Annotated in this window: 14 protein-coding genes; 9 read left to right on the top strand and 5 right to left on the bottom strand. The window is 67.8% G+C overall.

Annotation, left to right across the window (positions count from 1 at the left end):
- Positions 1-32 precede the first annotated feature (32 nt).
- The 4 genes from secD to motB all read left to right on the top strand — a co-directional run bounded on the left by secD (position 33) and on the right by motB (position 5,077).
- Complete coding sequence (secD, locus tag ACFWZ3_RS06860) at positions 33-1,913, top strand: protein translocase subunit SecD (RefSeq protein WP_439706992.1); 1,881 nt, start codon at positions 33-35, stop codon at positions 1,911-1,913.
- Between the two features lie 13 nt (positions 1,914-1,926).
- The gene (secF, locus tag ACFWZ3_RS06855) at positions 1,927-2,901 is read left to right on the top strand and encodes a protein translocase subunit SecF (protein ID WP_439706991.1); all 975 of its coding nucleotides are present in this window, start codon (positions 1,927-1,929) and stop codon (positions 2,899-2,901) included.
- Between the two features lie 242 nt (positions 2,902-3,143).
- A complete protein-coding gene (gene motA / locus ACFWZ3_RS06850) occupies positions 3,144-4,013 on the top strand; it encodes a flagellar motor stator protein MotA (RefSeq protein ID WP_439706990.1) in 870 nt (289 codons plus the stop codon).
- Positions 4,010-5,077: a flagellar motor protein MotB gene (gene motB, locus ACFWZ3_RS06845; protein WP_439706989.1), complete on the top strand. Its 1,068-nt coding sequence runs from the start codon at positions 4,010-4,012 to the stop codon at positions 5,075-5,077. The genes motA and motB overlap by 4 nt, the downstream gene beginning before the upstream one ends.
- Positions 5,078-5,340: 263 nt before the next feature.
- Here motB and ACFWZ3_RS06840 read toward each other — a convergent pair whose 3' ends face one another.
- From ACFWZ3_RS06840 to ACFWZ3_RS06830, 3 genes are all read right to left on the bottom strand, one after another.
- On the bottom strand, positions 5,341-5,880 hold the full coding sequence (locus ACFWZ3_RS06840) for a GNAT family N-acetyltransferase (RefSeq protein WP_439706988.1): 540 nt from the start codon (positions 5,878-5,880) through the stop codon (positions 5,341-5,343).
- Between the two features lie 20 nt (positions 5,881-5,900).
- Positions 5,901-6,353, bottom strand: a complete 453-nt coding sequence (locus ACFWZ3_RS06835) for an SET domain-containing protein-lysine N-methyltransferase (RefSeq protein ID WP_439706987.1) — start codon at positions 6,351-6,353, stop codon at positions 5,901-5,903.
- Between the two features lie 254 nt (positions 6,354-6,607).
- Complete coding sequence (locus tag ACFWZ3_RS06830) at positions 6,608-6,952, bottom strand: ComEA family DNA-binding protein (RefSeq protein ID WP_439706986.1); 345 nt, start codon at positions 6,950-6,952, stop codon at positions 6,608-6,610.
- A gap of 220 nt (positions 6,953-7,172) precedes the next feature.
- Between ACFWZ3_RS06830 and ACFWZ3_RS06825 the strand changes: the two genes are divergently transcribed.
- The 5 genes from ACFWZ3_RS06825 (at position 7,173) to ACFWZ3_RS06805 (ending at position 12,478) form a co-directional block, all read left to right on the top strand.
- Positions 7,173-8,606, top strand: coding sequence for a M20 family metallopeptidase (locus ACFWZ3_RS06825; protein WP_439706985.1), 1,434 nt, complete (start codon positions 7,173-7,175; stop codon positions 8,604-8,606).
- 4 nt (positions 8,607-8,610) lie between these two features.
- Positions 8,611-9,303 (top strand): YggS family pyridoxal phosphate-dependent enzyme, encoded by a 693-nt coding sequence (locus ACFWZ3_RS06820; protein ID WP_439706984.1) that lies wholly within the window; start codon positions 8,611-8,613, stop codon positions 9,301-9,303.
- A gap of 258 nt (positions 9,304-9,561) precedes the next feature.
- On the top strand, positions 9,562-10,185 hold the full coding sequence (locus ACFWZ3_RS06815) for a C40 family peptidase (RefSeq protein ID WP_439706983.1): 624 nt from the start codon (positions 9,562-9,564) through the stop codon (positions 10,183-10,185).
- A 255-nt stretch (positions 10,186-10,440) separates the two neighbouring features.
- The gene (locus ACFWZ3_RS06810; RefSeq protein ID WP_439706982.1) at positions 10,441-11,091 is read left to right on the top strand and encodes a rhomboid family intramembrane serine protease; all 651 of its coding nucleotides are present in this window, start codon (positions 10,441-10,443) and stop codon (positions 11,089-11,091) included.
- A gap of 25 nt (positions 11,092-11,116) precedes the next feature.
- Entirely contained in the window at positions 11,117-12,478 is a 1,362-nt protein-coding gene (locus ACFWZ3_RS06805) for an amino acid permease (RefSeq protein ID WP_439706981.1), read from the top strand.
- Positions 12,479-12,562: 84 nt separating this feature from the next.
- Here ACFWZ3_RS06805 and ACFWZ3_RS06800 read toward each other — a convergent pair whose 3' ends face one another.
- A complete protein-coding gene (locus ACFWZ3_RS06800) occupies positions 12,563-13,255 on the bottom strand; it encodes an aspartate/glutamate racemase family protein (RefSeq protein ID WP_439706980.1) in 693 nt (230 codons plus the stop codon).
- Positions 13,256-13,589: 334 nt separating this feature from the next.
- Positions 13,590-16,430 carry an RNA polymerase-associated protein RapA gene (rapA, locus tag ACFWZ3_RS06795; protein WP_439706979.1) on the bottom strand — a complete coding sequence of 947 codons (2,841 nt, stop codon included), beginning with the start codon at positions 16,428-16,430 and terminating at the stop codon, positions 13,590-13,592.
- Positions 16,431-16,451: the final 21 nt, after the last annotated feature.

The raw sequence follows: 16,451 nt of genomic DNA, 5'->3' as shown, positions 1-16,451 counted from the left end.
CTTCGAAGTAACGAGAAACGGGCTTCCCAGGCATGAGTGACTTTCCACGCTGGAAATACGCGCTGGTCGCGTTGGTATTGCTGTTCGGCATCATCTACGCGCTGCCCAACGCCTTCCCGCCGGTACCGTCGGTGCAGGTGCTCGCCACCCACGGCGCGCCGCTCGATGCCTCGGTCAAGCAGAAGGTCGCCGGCGCGCTGACCGCGCAGAAGGTCGCCTACAGCGGGCTGGCGATCGATGGCGACCACCTGGTGGCCGACTTCCCCAACGCCGATGTGCAGGCCAAGGCGGCCGACGTCATCAAGGGTGCGCTGGGTGACAACTACACCGTCGCGCTCAACCTCGCCTCGACCGTGCCGGGCTGGCTGCGTGCCATCCACGCCAATTCCATGCCGCTGGGCCTGGACCTGCAGGGTGGTGTGCACTTCCTGATGGCGGTGGACCAGAACGCAGTGGTCGACAAGCAGGAAGAGCGCTATGCCGACGACATCCGCAGCCTGCTGCGCGAGAAGAACATCCGCTACGAGTCGGTGACCCGCAATGCCCAGCGCGGGCAGGGCATCAGCGTGGTGTTGCGCTCGGCCGCCGACCGCAGCGCCGCCACCGACGCGATCGCCACCGAATATCCCGACCTGCTGGTGCAGGACGGCGCCAGCACCGGTGACCGGTTCCTGCTCACCGCCACGGTTAAGCCGGAGAAGCTGCGCGAGCTCGCGCTGGCCACCATCCGCCAGAACACCGCCACGCTGCGCAACCGCATCAACGCGCTGGGCGTGTCCGAGCCGCTGATCCAGCAGCAGGGCGAGGACCAGATCGTGGTGGAACTGGCCGGCGTGCAGAACCCGGCCGAGGCCAAGAAGGTGATCGGCGCCATTGCCACGCTGGAATATCGCGCTGGTATCGGCTACCCGGGCGATCCGCGTGCCGTCGAGGCTGCGCGCACCGGCAACATTCCGCCGGACGCCAACCTCTACCGGGAGCGTGGCACCAATCAACCGGTGCTGGTTTCCAAGCGCATCATCGCTACCGGCGACGAACTGGTGGATGCCGCCTCCGGCGTGGACCAGCAAAGCGGCACGCCCAAGGTGGACGTGACGCTGAGCGCCTCGGGAGCCAAGAAGATGCTCGACTTCACCAGCGCCAACGTCGGCAAGCCGATGGCGGTGGTGTACGTGGAAACCGTCTACGACACCAAGATCGTCGACGGCAAGGAAGTGCACATTCCGCACACCACCCAGGAGGTCATCAGCGACGCGACCATCCAGGGCGTGTTCGGCAAGCAGTTCCAGACCACCGGCCTGAACAGCCCCAAGGAAGCCTCCGAGCTCGCGCTGCTGCTCAAGGGTGGTTCGCTGGCCGCGCCGATGAACATCGCCTCGCAGTCGGTGATCGGCCCGAGCATGGGCCAGGACAACATCGAGAAGGGCCTGCGCGCGGTGCTGCTGGGTCTGGGATTGGTGTTGCTGGCTGCGGCGATCTACTACCACCTGTTCGGCCTGGTCGCCGACATCGCGCTGTTCTTCAACCTGGTGATCCTGGTCGCGGTGATGTCGATGATCGGCGTGACCCTGACCATGCCGGGCATCGCGGGCATCGTGCTGACGCTGGGTATGGCGATCGACGCCAACGTGCTGATCTGCGAGCGCGTGCGCGAGGAACTGCGCAACGGCTCCAGCCCGCACGCGGCCATTCGCGCCGGCTACGACAAGGCCTGGTCGACCATCCTGGACGCCAACGTCACCCACCTGATCGCCGCGCTGGCGCTCACCACCATGGGCTCGGGTCCGATCAAGGGCTTCGGCGTGACGCTGCTGATCGGCATCCTGACCTCGATGTTCACCTCGGTCACCGTGACCCACGCGATCACCGCGCTGATCCACGGCAACCGCAAGCTCAAGACCCTTTCGGTGTAAGGGCGGGACGGCAATGGAAATCTTCAACCACAACAGTAATGTACCGTTCCTGCACTGGCGCAAGATCAGCATCGTCATCGCGGCGTTGCTGATGATTGCCTCGGTGGGCCTGCTGCTCACCCGCGGCCTCAACTACGGCCTGGATTTCACCGGCGGTATCTCGGTCGAGGTCAAGTACGACCGCACGATCGACATCGGCGACGTCCGCCAGGCGCTGGATGAGGCCGGCATCGAGAACCCGGTGGTGCAGAGCCTGGGCGGTTCGCGCCAGGTGCTGATCCGCCTGCAGCCAAAGGCCGACGGCAAGGATGGCGCGGCCGCTCCGGGCGAAGGCGCCTCGGCGCGTGCCGACAAGGTGGCTGCCGCCGTCATGGCGGCACTCAAGAAGGAGCGTCCGGACGCGGTGGAAGCTAGCCACAGCTTCGTCAGCCCGCAGGTGGGCGACGAGCTCAAGAGCGACGGCTCGATCGCCGCGATCTTCGTGATCATCGGCATCGGCGTGTACCTGTGGATCCGCTTCGAGCGCCGCTTCGCGATCGCCGCGCTGCTGACCGAAGTGCACGACACGCTGGTGACGCTGGGCGTGATCTCGCTGGTGCAGCGCGAGTTCGACCTGACCGTGCTGGCGTCGGTGCTGGCGGTGATCGGTTACTCGATCAACGACAAGGTGGTGGTATTCGACCGAATCCGCGAGCTGTTCCGCCTGGCCCGCAAGGCCGATCCGGAGGAAATCCTCAACCGGTCGATCAACACCACGCTGTCGCGAACCATCATCACTTCGCTGTTTACCGGCATCACGATGGCGGCGCTGTACTTCTTTGGCGGTCCGCAGGTGCACGGCTTCGCGATCACCATGCTGATCGGCATCGTGGTGGGCACGCTGTCCTCGATTTTCGTGGCCAGCCCGATCCTGCTGTGGCTGGGCGTGTCCAAGAAGGACCTGATGCCGCAGACCAAGGACAACCCGGAGCTTGCACGGCGGCCCTGAGACGCCTGCACCCTGCAAAAGCCCGGCCTTGTGCCGGGCTTTTTTGTGGGCTGTAGCGCCGTTGGGTCCGTGCACGTGCGGGCATCCTTGCGGCGAACCCCACCTCGAGAGAGCCGGGCCGCAGAGGCGTTCCGGAACATGCGGCAACAGTGATCCCTTTCGCACCTGCGGCCGTTCAATTTTTCCCTTGGCCGACCGATAACCCGGAGTGATCGCAAGGCGTCGCGCGCCCGGAGTAGGAAATGCTGGTTCTGGTAGGAACGTTGGTCGTCATCGGCTGCGTGCTCGGCGGCTACGTGATGTCGCACGGGCAGCTGATGGCGCTGTGGCAGCCCTACGAACTGCTGATCATCTTCGGGGGCGCGATCGGCGCCTTTCTCACGGCCAATTCCAGCAAGGTGGTCAAGGCGGCGCTGAGCGAGACGGCAGCGCTGGTGAAGGGGCCGAACTACAAGAAACAGGACTACGTGGACCTGCTGGCGCTGCTGTACGACATCTTCGGGGTCATGCGCAAGGAAGGCGTGCTGGGGATGGAATCGCACATCGAGGATCCGCAATCGAGCGCGGTGTTCTCCGCTTATCCGCGGCTGCTGCGCGAGCACCACCTGGTCGAATTCATTACCGACTGCCTGCGCCTGATCGTCGGCGGCAGCATGGAGCCGCACGAGCTGGAGGCGCTGCTGGACGCCGAGGTCGAGAACCACCACCACGAGGCCGAAGCGCCGGCGCAGGCAGTGGCCAAGATGGCCGACGCGCTGCCGGGCTTCGGCATCGTCGCGGCGGTGCTCGGCATTGTCACGACCATGTCCAACCTCGGCGGCGATACCTCGCGCATCGGCGAACACATCGCCGGCGCGCTGGTGGGCACCTTCCTGGGCATCCTGCTCTGCTACGGCTTCATCGGGCCGGTCGCGGCCGCGATGGAAAGCCGCGTGCGGGAAGACGGCAAGGCCTTCGAGTGCGTGAAGGTGGCACTGCTGGCCAACCTGCGCGGCTACAACCCGAAGGTGTCGGTAGAGTTCGCGCGCAAGGTGCTCTCGGCGCATGCGCGACCGAACTTCCAGGATCTGGAGGACCACCTCAAGGGTGCTCGCGCCGGGGCCGGCGCATGAGCGAGGGAGGCGGCCCGCCGATCATCATCAAGCGGGTGAAGAAGCAGGCGCACGGCCACCATGGCGGCGCCTGGAAGGTAGCCTACGCCGACTTCGTCACGGCGATGATGGCGTTCTTCCTGGTGATGTGGATCCTGGGCGCCGGTACGCGCGAGCAGAAGGCCGCCATTTCCGAATATTTCAAGAACCCCAGCATGACCCCGGGCAACGCCACGGTGGCGCCGCCGGGTCGCATGGGCCCGGGTGGCGCCAGCGACGCAGCCGTCCAGCTGGGTGGGGCGATGGACCTCTCGCACGGGCCCGGCAAGGACCGCCACAACGGCCCGTCCGCGCCGGTATCCAAGGAAGCCATCGAAAAGCGCGCGCGCGAGCAGGAGAGGGCGCGCCTGCAGGAGCTGATGCAGCAACTGCACGCGGCGATCCAGAACAGCCAGGCGTTGGCGCCGTTCAAGGACCAGTTGCTGCTGGACATTACGTCCGAAGGCCTGCGCATCCAGATCGTCGACAAGCTCAACCGGCCGATGTTCGACCTGGGTAGCGCGCAGCTGAAGGACTACACCCGCGCGATCCTCGCCGAGCTGGGTACCTTCATCAACCGCGTACCCAACCGCATCAGCATTACCGGCCATACGGACGACGCGCCGTACGCCGACGAGCGCGACTACAGCAACTGGGAGCTCTCCACGGATCGCGCCAACGCGGCCCGACGTGCGTTGCTTGCCGGCGGTATGGACAAGGGCAAGACCGCCCGCGTGGTCGGGCTGGCCGCTTCGGTGCCATTGGACAAGACGCACCCGGACAATCCGATCAACCGGCGCATCAGCATCATCGTGATGACCAAGGAAGCCGAAGCGGCGGCGCTGTCGCAGGACGTGGTCGACAGCCGGCCCGTGCAGAATCCGCCGACGGCTTCGATACGGGTGCCATCCGCGCCGGCAGCGGATCCGGTGCCTGCTCCCGCGCCGCCCATGGATGCGATGCCCACGGCCGCTTCCATGCCGGCTTCGCCAGTTGCCGCGGCTGCGCTCCCGGTGCCACCCACGCTGCGTCCGGCAGGGCGCTGAGCGGCTTGGCCCGCACGTCGGGTCAGATCTCGGCGCCCGGTGGCGACTAGGGGCCGGGACCAGGCAACGGCGCGCGTCTGTGGCCCGGTTGCACACGGGTGGACCCTACACGCAAGGCACGGATGTCGAGGTTGGCGCAGCGGCGGCGGCATGCATCATCAACGCCCGGAACCCCAGTTGTAGGAGCGCACTTGTGTGCGACCGCCATGCGTCCGGGTCGCGCACAGGTGCGCTCCTACAGGCGCTTGCGCCCGGGCGGACAGTCAGGCCCAGGCCCGACGCGACTCGCGCATGGGCGGGTAGTAGGCGAACACGTGGTTCTGGCTGCCGTAGAAATCCATGTCCTCGATATGCTCGCCGCCCAGCCGCTCGGCCACGCGATCGGAAGCCTCGTTGCCGATGCGCACCAGGCTGATCACGCGCGTCGCGTGCAACTGGTTCCAGGCGAACTCGAGGATGGCGTGGCCGGCCTCGGTGGCGTAGCCGCGATGGCGGAACTCCGGCTTGAGCATCCAGCCCAGTTCCAGGGCGGGCCAGCCTTCCGGATACATCAGGCCGGCACGGCCGACGAACTGGCCCGTGCCCTTCAGTTCCAGCGCCCACATGCCGCAGCCCCGCAGCTCCCAATGCCCCAGCAGCATGGCCAGTGAGCGCCAGGCGCCGGTGCGGTCCAGCGGCTGGCCGTCACCGATCCAGCGGGTGCTGTCCGGGTCGGCGAGCATGGCGGCGTACTCGTCGAAGTGGCGCGCGGCCAGCGCGGTCAGACGCAGGCGCGGGGTTTCGAGGGTGGGAATGTTGGACATCGTCGTCGGTACAGCCGCGGTTACCTGAGCAATCGGCTCAGCGCACGCGTACTTGAGGCCAGGCTTTTGGCCCATTCGTACCCGACGATCTTCTCACCGGTGGCGGCGTCGATAAAGTCTTCGGCCTGTCCCGGGGGCAGCAGGTGCCGATAGTCCACGGTGAGCTCGGTACCGGACGGCAGGTCGGCCAGCGCGAACACGAAACCCAGATGCCACAGGCCGGTGGGCTCGAAGCTGTGATTGATGTAGCACTCGTCGGGCCATTCGGGCGACAGGGTGTAGCGGTCCTCGAACCAGCGGGCGCTGGCGTAAGCCATCTCGGGCCGTGCGGCCAGGTCGGCGGCGCTCCAGGTGCGATCGATCGCGTCCGGCGCGGTGACGATGCGCCCGGCGGCCACGTTCTCGTCCAGGAACAGGCCCTTGCCGGCGCCGCCGATGGTGGAGGCGGCAATGCGGTAGCGCGGAAGGATCATGGCGAGCCGGCGGCGTGGAAAGCGCGCGAGTGTAGCGCAAGCGCGAGATGGCGCTGGCTGTGCCACCCATCGATCGAAGCAGGGCCACCAGGTGCCCGTCCGTGGGCGGTGACCTGCCACTGCCATGGCCGGAGGAGCGCTCCGCGCTCCCAGGGTTGGCTGGGGAGAGGTGGGGTCGGCGGGGGGTGAAGACCTTCCCTCTCCCCAACCGGCTCCGCGGGCGCACCCACGAGAGCGGGGAGAACGGCCGCCGATCAGCCCTTGGCGGCCGCCTTGACCTTGTGGTGCGCGCTCTTCCTCGGGGCTGCCTTGGGCGGCGGCAGGTCGCCGCTGAAGCGAATGGCGTCGTGGTTGCGCTCGAGCGTGCCCTTGCCGATGCCCTTGACCTGGGCCAGGTCCTCCACCCGCTTGAACGGGCCGTGCGCCTGGCGCCAGGCGACGATCGCCTGCGCCTTGGACTGGCCGATGCCGTCCAGCGACTTGGCGATGGTCGCGGCGTCGGCCTTGTTGATGTTGACCGGCGTGGCAGCGAACGCGGGTAGCGCGAACGAGGCTGCGACGGCCAGTGCGGCGAGCAGCGTGCGGAACTTCGACTGCATGGGTTTCCCTCCCTGAGGATGCGTTGGACGGCACCGTTGCCGTCCGGCAAGTGTGGCCGCGGGCGGCGGCGGGGGCAGTCGGCCGGATGCGTTGCGTTCGGGCAGGTTGGGTCGCCCGCGCCTGTGGGCCATGCCCGACGCGGTGTGGGCCGTGACGGGCCCTTCCGGTGCGGCTGGTACACTACGCGGCTCACCCGTATGCATTTAAGGAGTCTCGCCCATGGATACCGCGCGCCTGTCCGGCTTCATCGGTGGCTTGTGGGACGACGAGATCGTGCCGCAGCTCGTCGAGTACATCCGCATTCCCAACAAGTCGCCGATGTTCGACGCGCAGTGGGCCGAGCACGGTTTCATGGACCAGGCGGTCGCGCTGCTGGAGCGCTGGGCGCACGGCAAGCTGGCCTCGCTCAAGGGTGCCACGCTCGAGGTGGTGCGCTTGCCGGGCCGCACGCCACTGATCTATATCGACGTGCCGGCCACGCTGCCCGGTTGCGATGACACCGTGGTGCTCTACGGCCACCTCGACAAGCAGCCGGAGATGACCGGCTGGGCCGAGGGCCTGGGCCCGTGGACGCCGGTGATCAAGGGCGACAAGCTCTACGGCCGCGGCGGCGCGGACGACGGCTACGCCATGTTCGGCTCGCTCTCCGCCTTGCTCGCGCTGGCCGAGCAGAACGTGCAGCACGCCCGTTGCGTGATCATGATCGAGGCCTGCGAAGAGTCGGGCAGCTACGACCTTCCGCACTATGTGGACCACTTGGCCGCGCGCATTGGCAACCCCTCGCTGGTGGTGTGCCTGGACTCGGGCTGCGGCAACTACGACCAGCTCTGGCTGACCACCTCGCTGCGCGGCATGACCGGCGGCGAGCTGACCGTGCAGGTGCTGGAGGAGGGCGTGCACTCGGGCGATGCCTCGGGCGTGGTCCCGTCCAGCTTCCGCGTCCTGCGCGACATCCTCTCGCGGCTGGAGGACCCGGCCACCGGCAAGATCAAGCCGGAAGAGCTGTACGTGGAGATCCCGCCGCAGCGCGTGGAGCAGGCGCGCCGCTCCACCGAGGTGCTCGGCGAGGCGGTGTACGACAAGTTCCCGTTCGTCGAGGGCATGCAGCCGGTCACCAAGGACTTGGTGGAGCTGGTGCTCAACCGCACCTGGCGCCCGCAGCTGGCGGTCACCGGTGTGGGCGGCATGCCGGCGCTGGAAAGCGCGGGCAACGTGCTGCGACCGTTCACCGCGGTCAAGCTCAGCCTGCGCGTGCCGCCGACGCTCAACGGCGCCAAGGCCGGCAAGTTCCTCAAGGAGCTGCTGGAGAAGGACCCGCCCTACGGCGCCAAGGTCAGCTTCAAGCTGGAGAAGGACGGCAGCGGCTGGAACGCGCCACAGCTGTCGGCATGGCTGGAGCAGGCCGTGGCCGAGGCGTCCGAGCATTACTTCGGGGCGCCCGCAGCCTACATGGGCGAGGGCGGCTCGATCCCGTTCATGGGCATGCTGGGCGAGAAATTCCCGCAGGCGCAGTTCCTGATCACCGGCGTGCTGGGCCCGCATTCCAACGCACATGGCCCGAACGAGTTCCTGCACATCCCCACCGGCAAGAAGGTGAGCATGGTGGTGGCCGAGGTGATCGCCCGCCACGGTGAGCAGGCCAAAAAGGGCTGAGGCGATGGGCGAGGCGGCCGATACGCTCGCCGCGCGCTGGGCCGAGGTCCGTGCGCGCGTGGACGCGGCCTGCCGCGCGGCCGCCCGCGATCCGGCAGACGTGGGCATCCTGCCGGTCAGCAAGACCTTCCCGCCGGAGGTGGTGCGTGAGGCCGCAGCGCTGGGTCTCTCCCGCTTCGGCGAGAACAAGGTGCAGGAGCTGCGCGAGAAGACGTCCGCGCTGGCCGATCTGTCCCTCGAGTGGGTGTTGATCGGCCACCTGCAGACCAACAAGGCCAGGGACGTGGCGCGGCTGGCCAGCGAGGTGCAATCGCTGGATCGGCTGGAACTGGCCGACGCATTGCACCGTCGCCTGGAGATCGAAGGCCGCGCCCTCGACGTGCTGGTGCAGGTCAAGACCTCGCCCGAGGAAAGCAAGCACGGCCTGCCGCCGGAAGAGTTGCCGGGCTTCCTGGACCGCCTGCGCGATTACCCCACGCTGCGCGTGCGCGGGCTGATGACCATGGCCGTGCAGTCGGACGATGCCGAAGCCGTACGCGCCTGTTTCCGCCGGCTGCGCGAGTTGCGCGATGCCGCGGCGGGGCGGGGGCATGCGTTGCCGCGCCTGTCGATGGGGATGAGTGGGGATTTCCCGCTGGCCATCGCAGAGGGGGCGACCGAGGTGCGCATCGGCACCGCGATTTTCGGTCGGCGCTGAATCGACTGTCCTGTAGGAGCGCACCCTGTGCGCGACCGACGATGTGTCCGGTCGCGCACAGGTGCGCTCCTACAGGGGGCGGCCGCCTGCCTGGCTCCTGTGCTCCCAGTCACACGCCTGTGTGAACGTTTCGAAACGCCAGGGTCTACTTAACGTCGATCCAACATCCAGCCGGAAGGCCTTTGCTAACGTCGATCCCCTCGCCAAGCCGCCACGGCGGCCCTGGCCAAGCCCCGACCTGCAAAGGGATTTTCCTGCATGCCCTGCCAGCGCCTGATCGCAATCGCCGCCTTGTTTGCCGCGTTGCTTGCGATCGCGCCTGCGCATGCCGTCGAACGCTCGATCCCGACGCCGGCCGTCACCCCGCTGCTGGCCCCGTTGCCGCTGGCCAACCTGGCGCCGGCGCTGGCCCAGGCCACGCTGCCGGCCGGGCTGGCGCCGGTGCAGGCGCAGGCGCAGGATGAGGGTCCGATCGACGAGGCCACGCGCCTGCGCCAGGCGCTGGTCGCGCTGGCGATGCAACTGCGCGACGTGCGCTACGTTCGTGGCGGCCATTCACCGGCGACCGGCTTCGATTGCAGCGGCTTCGTCCGCTACGTATTCGCCCATGCGATCGGCCTGAATCTGCCCGCCAATTCGGCGCGGCAGTTCCTCGCCGGCGTCAAGGTCAAGCGCGGCGACATGCAGCCGGGCGACCTGGTGTTCTTCCACACCCGCGGCAAGAAGCGCATCTCGCACGTGGGTATCTACCTGGACAACGGCCGCTTCATTCACTCGCCCTCGGCGGGCAAGTCGGTGGAGGTCTCCAGCCTCGACGAGGCCTATTGGGCCAAGCGGTTCGCCGGTGCGCGCCGTCCCGAGGGCATCGCGCAGAACGGTTGAAGGGGAAACACCACGGGGTTTCCGCAGTCGGGCCGCCAACAGGCGGCCTTTTTTCATGGGGGCAACTGATAGCGGCCTGGCTCCCTTCGGCTTCGCCCTGCGGCCCACGCTCAGGGCAAACGATCGAGGGGTGATCCAGCGGCCTGCCAAACACCATTCGCGTTGAGCGCAGGCGGAGTCGAAATACGCCACGCCAGCAATGCCTTCGCGCGGTTGCGTTTGCGTTACCCTCACGAGGTTCCCACCGGATTGCCCATGCCTTTCCAGCTCCCGCCCGTCACCCGCAACCTGCTCATCGCCAACGTCGCGGTCTACCTGCTGCAGATGCTGCTGGGGGACGTGCTCGTCATGCACTTCGCGCTGTGGCCGTGGGGCCCGGACCATTTCCTGCCCACGCCCGATGGCATGGTCGCGATCGGCTTCCGCCCGTGGCAGCTGGTCAGCTATGCCTTCATGCACGGCGGCTTCGAGCACATCGCCTTCAACATGCTCGCGCTCTACATGTTCGGCGGCCCGATCGAGCGGCTGTTCGGCGGTCGCGAGTTCCTGCTGTATTACTTCGTCTGCCTGATCGTGGCGGCGCTGGCGCAACTGGTGGTGGTGCAGTGGTTCACCCACGGCTTCTATCCCACGCTGGGCGCCTCCGGTGCCATCTTCGGCGTGCTGCTGGCCTTCGGCATGATGTACCCGCACGAGAAGATGATGCTGATCTTCCTGCCCGTACCGATGCCGGCCTGGTTGTTCGTGGCCGGCTACGCCGTGATCGAGCTGTTCCTGGGCGTGACCGGCACGCAGGCCGGCGTGGCCCATTTCGCGCACTTGGGCGGCATGCTGGGTGGCTACGTGCTGATCCAGTACTGGCGCGGGCGACTGCCGATCAAACCGAAGCGCCGGTTGATGCGCTGACCTTTCCCTTCCTGACAGGCACCACATGAGCGACCAACTGCAGCGGCAGCTCACGCCGCGCCACATTACCTTCATGGCCTTGGGCATGTGCATCGGCGCAGGCCTGTTCCTGGGCTCGGCCAGCACCATCAAGCTGGCCGGGCCGTCGGTGCTGATTGCCTACCTCTTCGGCGGCGCGATGATCTTCGTGATCATGCGCGCGCTGGGCGAGATGGCCGCGCACGAGCCGATCGCCGGCTCCTTCAGCGCCTACGCGCACAAGTACCTGGGGCCCTTCGCCGGCTACCTGACCGGCTGGAATTACTGGGTGCTGATGATGGGCGTGGGCATCGCCGAGAGCACGGCGGTGGGCATCTACATGAAGGACTGGTTCCCCGAGCTGCCGCAGTGGATCTGGGCGTTCGCCTCGGTGGTGATGATCGGCGGCCTCAACCTGATGGCGGTAAAGGTCTACGGCGAGATGGAATTCTGGTTCGCGCTGATCAAGGTGCTCACCGTGGTGCTGATGATCCTTGGTGGCTTCGGGATCATCTGGTTCGGCTGGGGCAACGGCGGGCAGCCGGTCGGCATCTCCAACCTGTGGACGCACGGAGGCTGGTTCCCCAACGGCTTCACCGGCATGGTGCTGGCGCTGCCGGTGCTGGTGTTCTCCTTCGGCGGCATCGAGACGATCGGCATGGCGGCGGCCGAGGCCGCGCATCCGGAGCGCACGATTCCGAAGGCGGTCAACTCGGTGATCTGGCGCATCCTGATCTTCTACATCGGCTCGCTGTTCGTGATCATGGCGATCTATCCGTGGAACGAGCTGGGCACGCAGGGCAGCCCGTTCGTCACCACTTTCGCCAAGCTGGGGATTCCGCAGGCGGCCGGGCTGATCAACTTCGTGGTGATCACCGCTGCGCTGTCGAGCTTCAATTCGACCACCTTCAGCGGAAGCCGCATGCTGCACAGCCTGGCGACCAAGGGCCAGGCGCCGGCGGCGATGGGGCACCTGAGCACGAGCGGTGTGCCGATACGCGGCGTGATGGTGACGATCTTCTTCCTGCTGCTGGGCGTGTTGATGAACTACCTCGTGCCCGAGCGCATCTTCGGCATGATCATGTCGATCCTGGCGTTCAACACCGTCTGGACCTGGGGCACGGTGCTGGTGGCGCACTGGCGCTTCCATCGCAGCCAGCCCGAGCCGCTGCCGTTCCGGCTGCGGCTGTGGCCGTTCTCCAGCATCCTGGCGCTGGCTTTTTTGGTGTTCGTGCTGGTGATGCTCGGCTACAGCCCCGACACGCGCGTGGCGCTTTACGTGGGCGCCGGCTGGGTGGCTTTGCTGACCGTGGCGTACTGGGGTTTCGGCATCGGCCGGCGCATGCGTTCGGCGCTGGTGGCAGTCTGATTCACGTCAACACGGCGTAGGGTGGGCTTCAGCCCACCGGCAGGCTTGCGGGGATGCAAGGTGGGCTGAAGCCCATCCTACGGGTCAGCCCAGCGCGAACTTCACCGCCGCGGCGGCGTGCAGCGCGGCGGTGTCGAAAACCGGTACCTCCGCGTCGGCGTCGCCCAGCAGCAGGCCCAGTTCGGTGCAGCCGAGGATCGCGCCTTGTGCGCCGGCGCGGGCGCCATCCGCAATGAGGCGCAGCAAGAAATCCCCTGCCTGCGGGCGGAATTGCCCGGCACAGAGTTCTTCGTAGATCACCCGGTGCAGATCGGCCCGCTCTGCGGGTTCGGGTACCAGGCACTGCACGCCGTGGTCGCGCTGCATGCGTTCGCGGAAGAACGGCTTGTCCATGGTGAAGGCGGTGCCGAGCAGCAGCACGGTATCGAGCCCCTGCGTGCGGATCGCGTGGCCTGTGGCGTCCACGATGTGGATCAGCGGCAGCGGTGTGGCGGCCGCCACGGCGTCGGCCACGATGTGCATGGTGTTGGCGCCGATGAGGATGCAATCGGCACCGCCGGATTGCAGGCGACGTGCGGACTCGGCCAGCAGCGCGCCGGCGCGGTCCCAGTCGCCTTCGCGCTGGCAGGCGGCGATGACCGAGAAGTCCAGGCTGTCCAGCAGCAGCCGCGCCGAATGCAGGGGACCCAGGCGGTCGCGTACGCCGCGGTTGATCAGGCGGTAGTACTCGACGGTCGATTCCCAGCTCATGCCGCCGATCAGGCCGATGGTGCGCATGGTTTTTCCTGATGTGACGATGCAGGCCGTCGAGTGTGGGGCGAAGAGGGTGGCAGCTCAATGTGGGCGAGGGGGATTCCGCTTCGGTCGCCCCCATCCGCCTGTCGACACCTTCCCCCGTGAACGGGGGAAGGCTCACGCGTGCAGTATCCGGGCTGAGAGGCTCAGGCGTGCAGCAGCTGTCTGGGAGCTTACGCGTGCAGCATTCGATCGGGGAGTTGACGCGTGCGGCATCCGCGCGGGGGCTTTGCGTGCGACACCCGATCCTTCCCCCGTTCACGGGGGAAGGTGCCCAAAGGGCGGATGGGGGAAGCCTTGCCGGAAACCATGTGAATCAACGCAATGCCAGGAAGTCCGGGCTGGCGACGAAACGCACGGCATCCAGGCGCAGGCGCGATTGCGGCAGGGCGGCGAGCAGGGCCTGCCGTTCGGTGGCCAGCGTGGCGATCTCGGCGGGGTTGATCGACGGATTGACCTCGCGCAGCGCACGCAGGCGCGAAAGCTCCGCGTCCAGTTCCGCGGTGGCCTGGGCCACGGCCTCGGCGATGTGCTGCTGCGCGCGGTCGGCCGCGATCGCCTCGGCCTTCTCCAGCATCGGCGGCACCAGCTTGGCGAGGAACTTGCGGTAACGCGGTACCTCGATGTTGCGGTCGGCCGCCTTGCGCACCGCCGCCTCGCTGGGTTCGAAACCGGCGCGCTCGGCCAGCCGCGTGTCGATGGTGACCACCAGCGGCAGCGCGGGCAGGAAGCGTTCGACGTCGAGCGCGCGGTCGGCCACGCATTCGAGCAGGAACACCGCCTGCAGCAGCGCGCTGCGCGGCGGCAGCGCGTCGTCGACCATGAAGGCCGCATTGCCCTGTTCGCCGGACAGCGCCAGGTCCAGTGCGCCCTGCACGAGCGGATGATCGAAGCGCAGCAGCGGCAGTTCCTCGCGCGCCAGTGCCACCTCGCGCGCGAAGGTGGCCGAGACCGGGCCTTCGGCAAAGCCGGGCAAGGCGTCGGTGGAAAGGTATTGCGGGTCGAGCAGCAGCACCTTGCCGCCCAGTTCCTCGGCGTGGATGCCGAACGCTTCCAGCAGGCGCTGCACGTAGGCGTCGCGCGAGGGATCGACATCCTCGCGGCGGAAGGCCTGACCCAATTCGTCCGCATGCGGGTCGCGGCTGGCGGCCAGCTCGAGCAGGTGGTCGCGGCCGGCGCGGATCAGCGCGGCCAGCTCCTCGTGGGTGGCCCGCGTGTCGGCGATCAACGCGTCCAGTTCCTGGTCGCGGCTGTCGGCGTTGCGTGCGTGCTCTTCGGCCAGTTGCACCAGCGGCTCGCCGTAGCGGCGCAGCAGTTCGCGCCCGTCGGCGGGGCTGGAGCGGAAGGCGTCGATGCCCTCGTCGTACCAGCGCGCAAGCACGTGTTGCGCGCTGTCCCGCACGGCGAGGATGTGGATGGCGATGTCGTGGGTCTGGCCGATGCGGTCCAGGCGGCCGATGCGCTGTTCGAGCAGGTCGGGGTCCAGCGGCAGGTCCCACAGGATCAGCCGGTGGGCGAACTGGAAGTTGCGCCCTTCCGAGCCGATCTCGGAGCACAACAGCAGGCGGGCGCCGTCCGGTTGCGCGAAATAGGCGGCGTTGCGGTCGCGCTGCACGATGCCCAGCCCCTCGTGGAAGCGGGCGATGCCGGCGCCGGTGCGGGTGCGCAAGGCTTCCTCCAGTGCGAGCACCTTGGCCTGGCTGCGGCAGATCAGCAGGAACTTGTCCTGCGGATGGGCGTCGAGCAGTGCGACCAGTGCGTCCAGACGCGGGTCGCTGGTGTAATCCAGTTCGAGCGCCGGGGCGGGCTGCTGGATGTCGGCGTGGAATTCGGCCAGCAGCGCCTGGCGCGCGTTTTCGTCGAGCGTGTCCGCGTCGATCAGCTGCCACTCGGGCACGCGCCGCGGGAAGCCGCCGATGCCGGCGCGGCGGTTGCGGAACATCGCGCGGCCGGTGCCGTGGCGGTCGATCAGCGCGTCGAGCAGTTCGCGCGCGGCGGCCGGGCGGGTGGCGTCTTCCAGCAGCGCGAGGAGGCCGGCGTCACCGGCGAAGATCTCGCTCAGCGTGGCGCGTTGTGCGTCATCGAGCGCCTCGCCCGACTGCAGGCGGTCGGCGATCGGCGAAAGCGCCTGGAAGCGCTCGGCTTCGGACAGATAGACGTCCAGGTCGTGGTAGCGCTGCGGATCGAGCAGGCGCAGGCGGGCGAAGTGGCCACTGCGGCCGAGCTGTTCGGGCGTGGCGGTCAGCAGGATCACGCCGGGGGTCTTTGCGGCCAGTTGCTCGACCAGCGTGTAGCGCGGGCTGGCCGCCTCGGGCGTCCAGGCCAGGTGGTGCGCTTCGTCGACGATCAGCAGGTCCCAGTCGGTCTCGACCAGCTGGCGGGCGCGCTTGGGGTTGTCTTCCAGGAAGCGGAAGTCGGCGATCACCAGTTGTTCGTCATCGAACGGATTGCGCCCGTCGCCGGACTGCTCCAGCGCCTCGCAGCGCTCTTCGTCGTAGATCGCGAAGCTCAGGTTGAAGCGGCGCAGCAGCTCGACGAACCACTGGTAGACCAGCGTGTCCGGCAGCAGCACCAGCACGCGCGAGGCGCGGCCGGTGGCGAGCTGGCGGGAGAGGATCATGCCCGCTTCGATGGTCTTGCCCAGGCCTACCTCGTCGGCAAGCAGTACCCGCGGCGGGCGCCGCGAGGATGCGATGCTGGCCACGCGCAGCTGGTGCGGCACCAGTCCGATACGTGCCGCTTCCAGGCCCCAGGTCGGCGAGCGGCGCGCCTGCGCGCGTCGGCGCAGGCCTTCCAGACGCAGTTCGAACTGCGCCACGGTGTCGGTGCGCCCGCCGACCAGGCGGTCGTCGGCCTGGCTCACGCTCTGTTCGTCGTCGAGCTGGCCTTCGTGCAACTCGCGCCCTTCGCCGCGGTAGATCAAGAGGTCTTCCTTGATCTCCACTCGCTCGACGAGAAAGGCCAGGCCCTTGCCGGCGACACGCTGGCCGGGGCGGAATTCGGCGCGCACCAGCGGTGCGGAGTCGATCGCGTAGGGGCGCAGCACGCCGGCCTTGGCGAAGAGCACCTGGACGCCGCGACCCTCCACCCGAAGGACGGTGCCCAGGCCCAGCTCGGGTTCGGCGGTGGAGATCCAGCGTTGACCAGGTACGAACATCGTGCTGCCGAGGTTGCATGA

Origin of the sequence: Frateuria sp. GZRR35 (assembly GCF_051900415.1) — a bacterium.
GTDB lineage: Bacteria > Pseudomonadota > Gammaproteobacteria > Xanthomonadales > Rhodanobacteraceae > Frateuria_A.
This window is presented reverse-complemented; position numbering and strand designations above follow the sequence as displayed.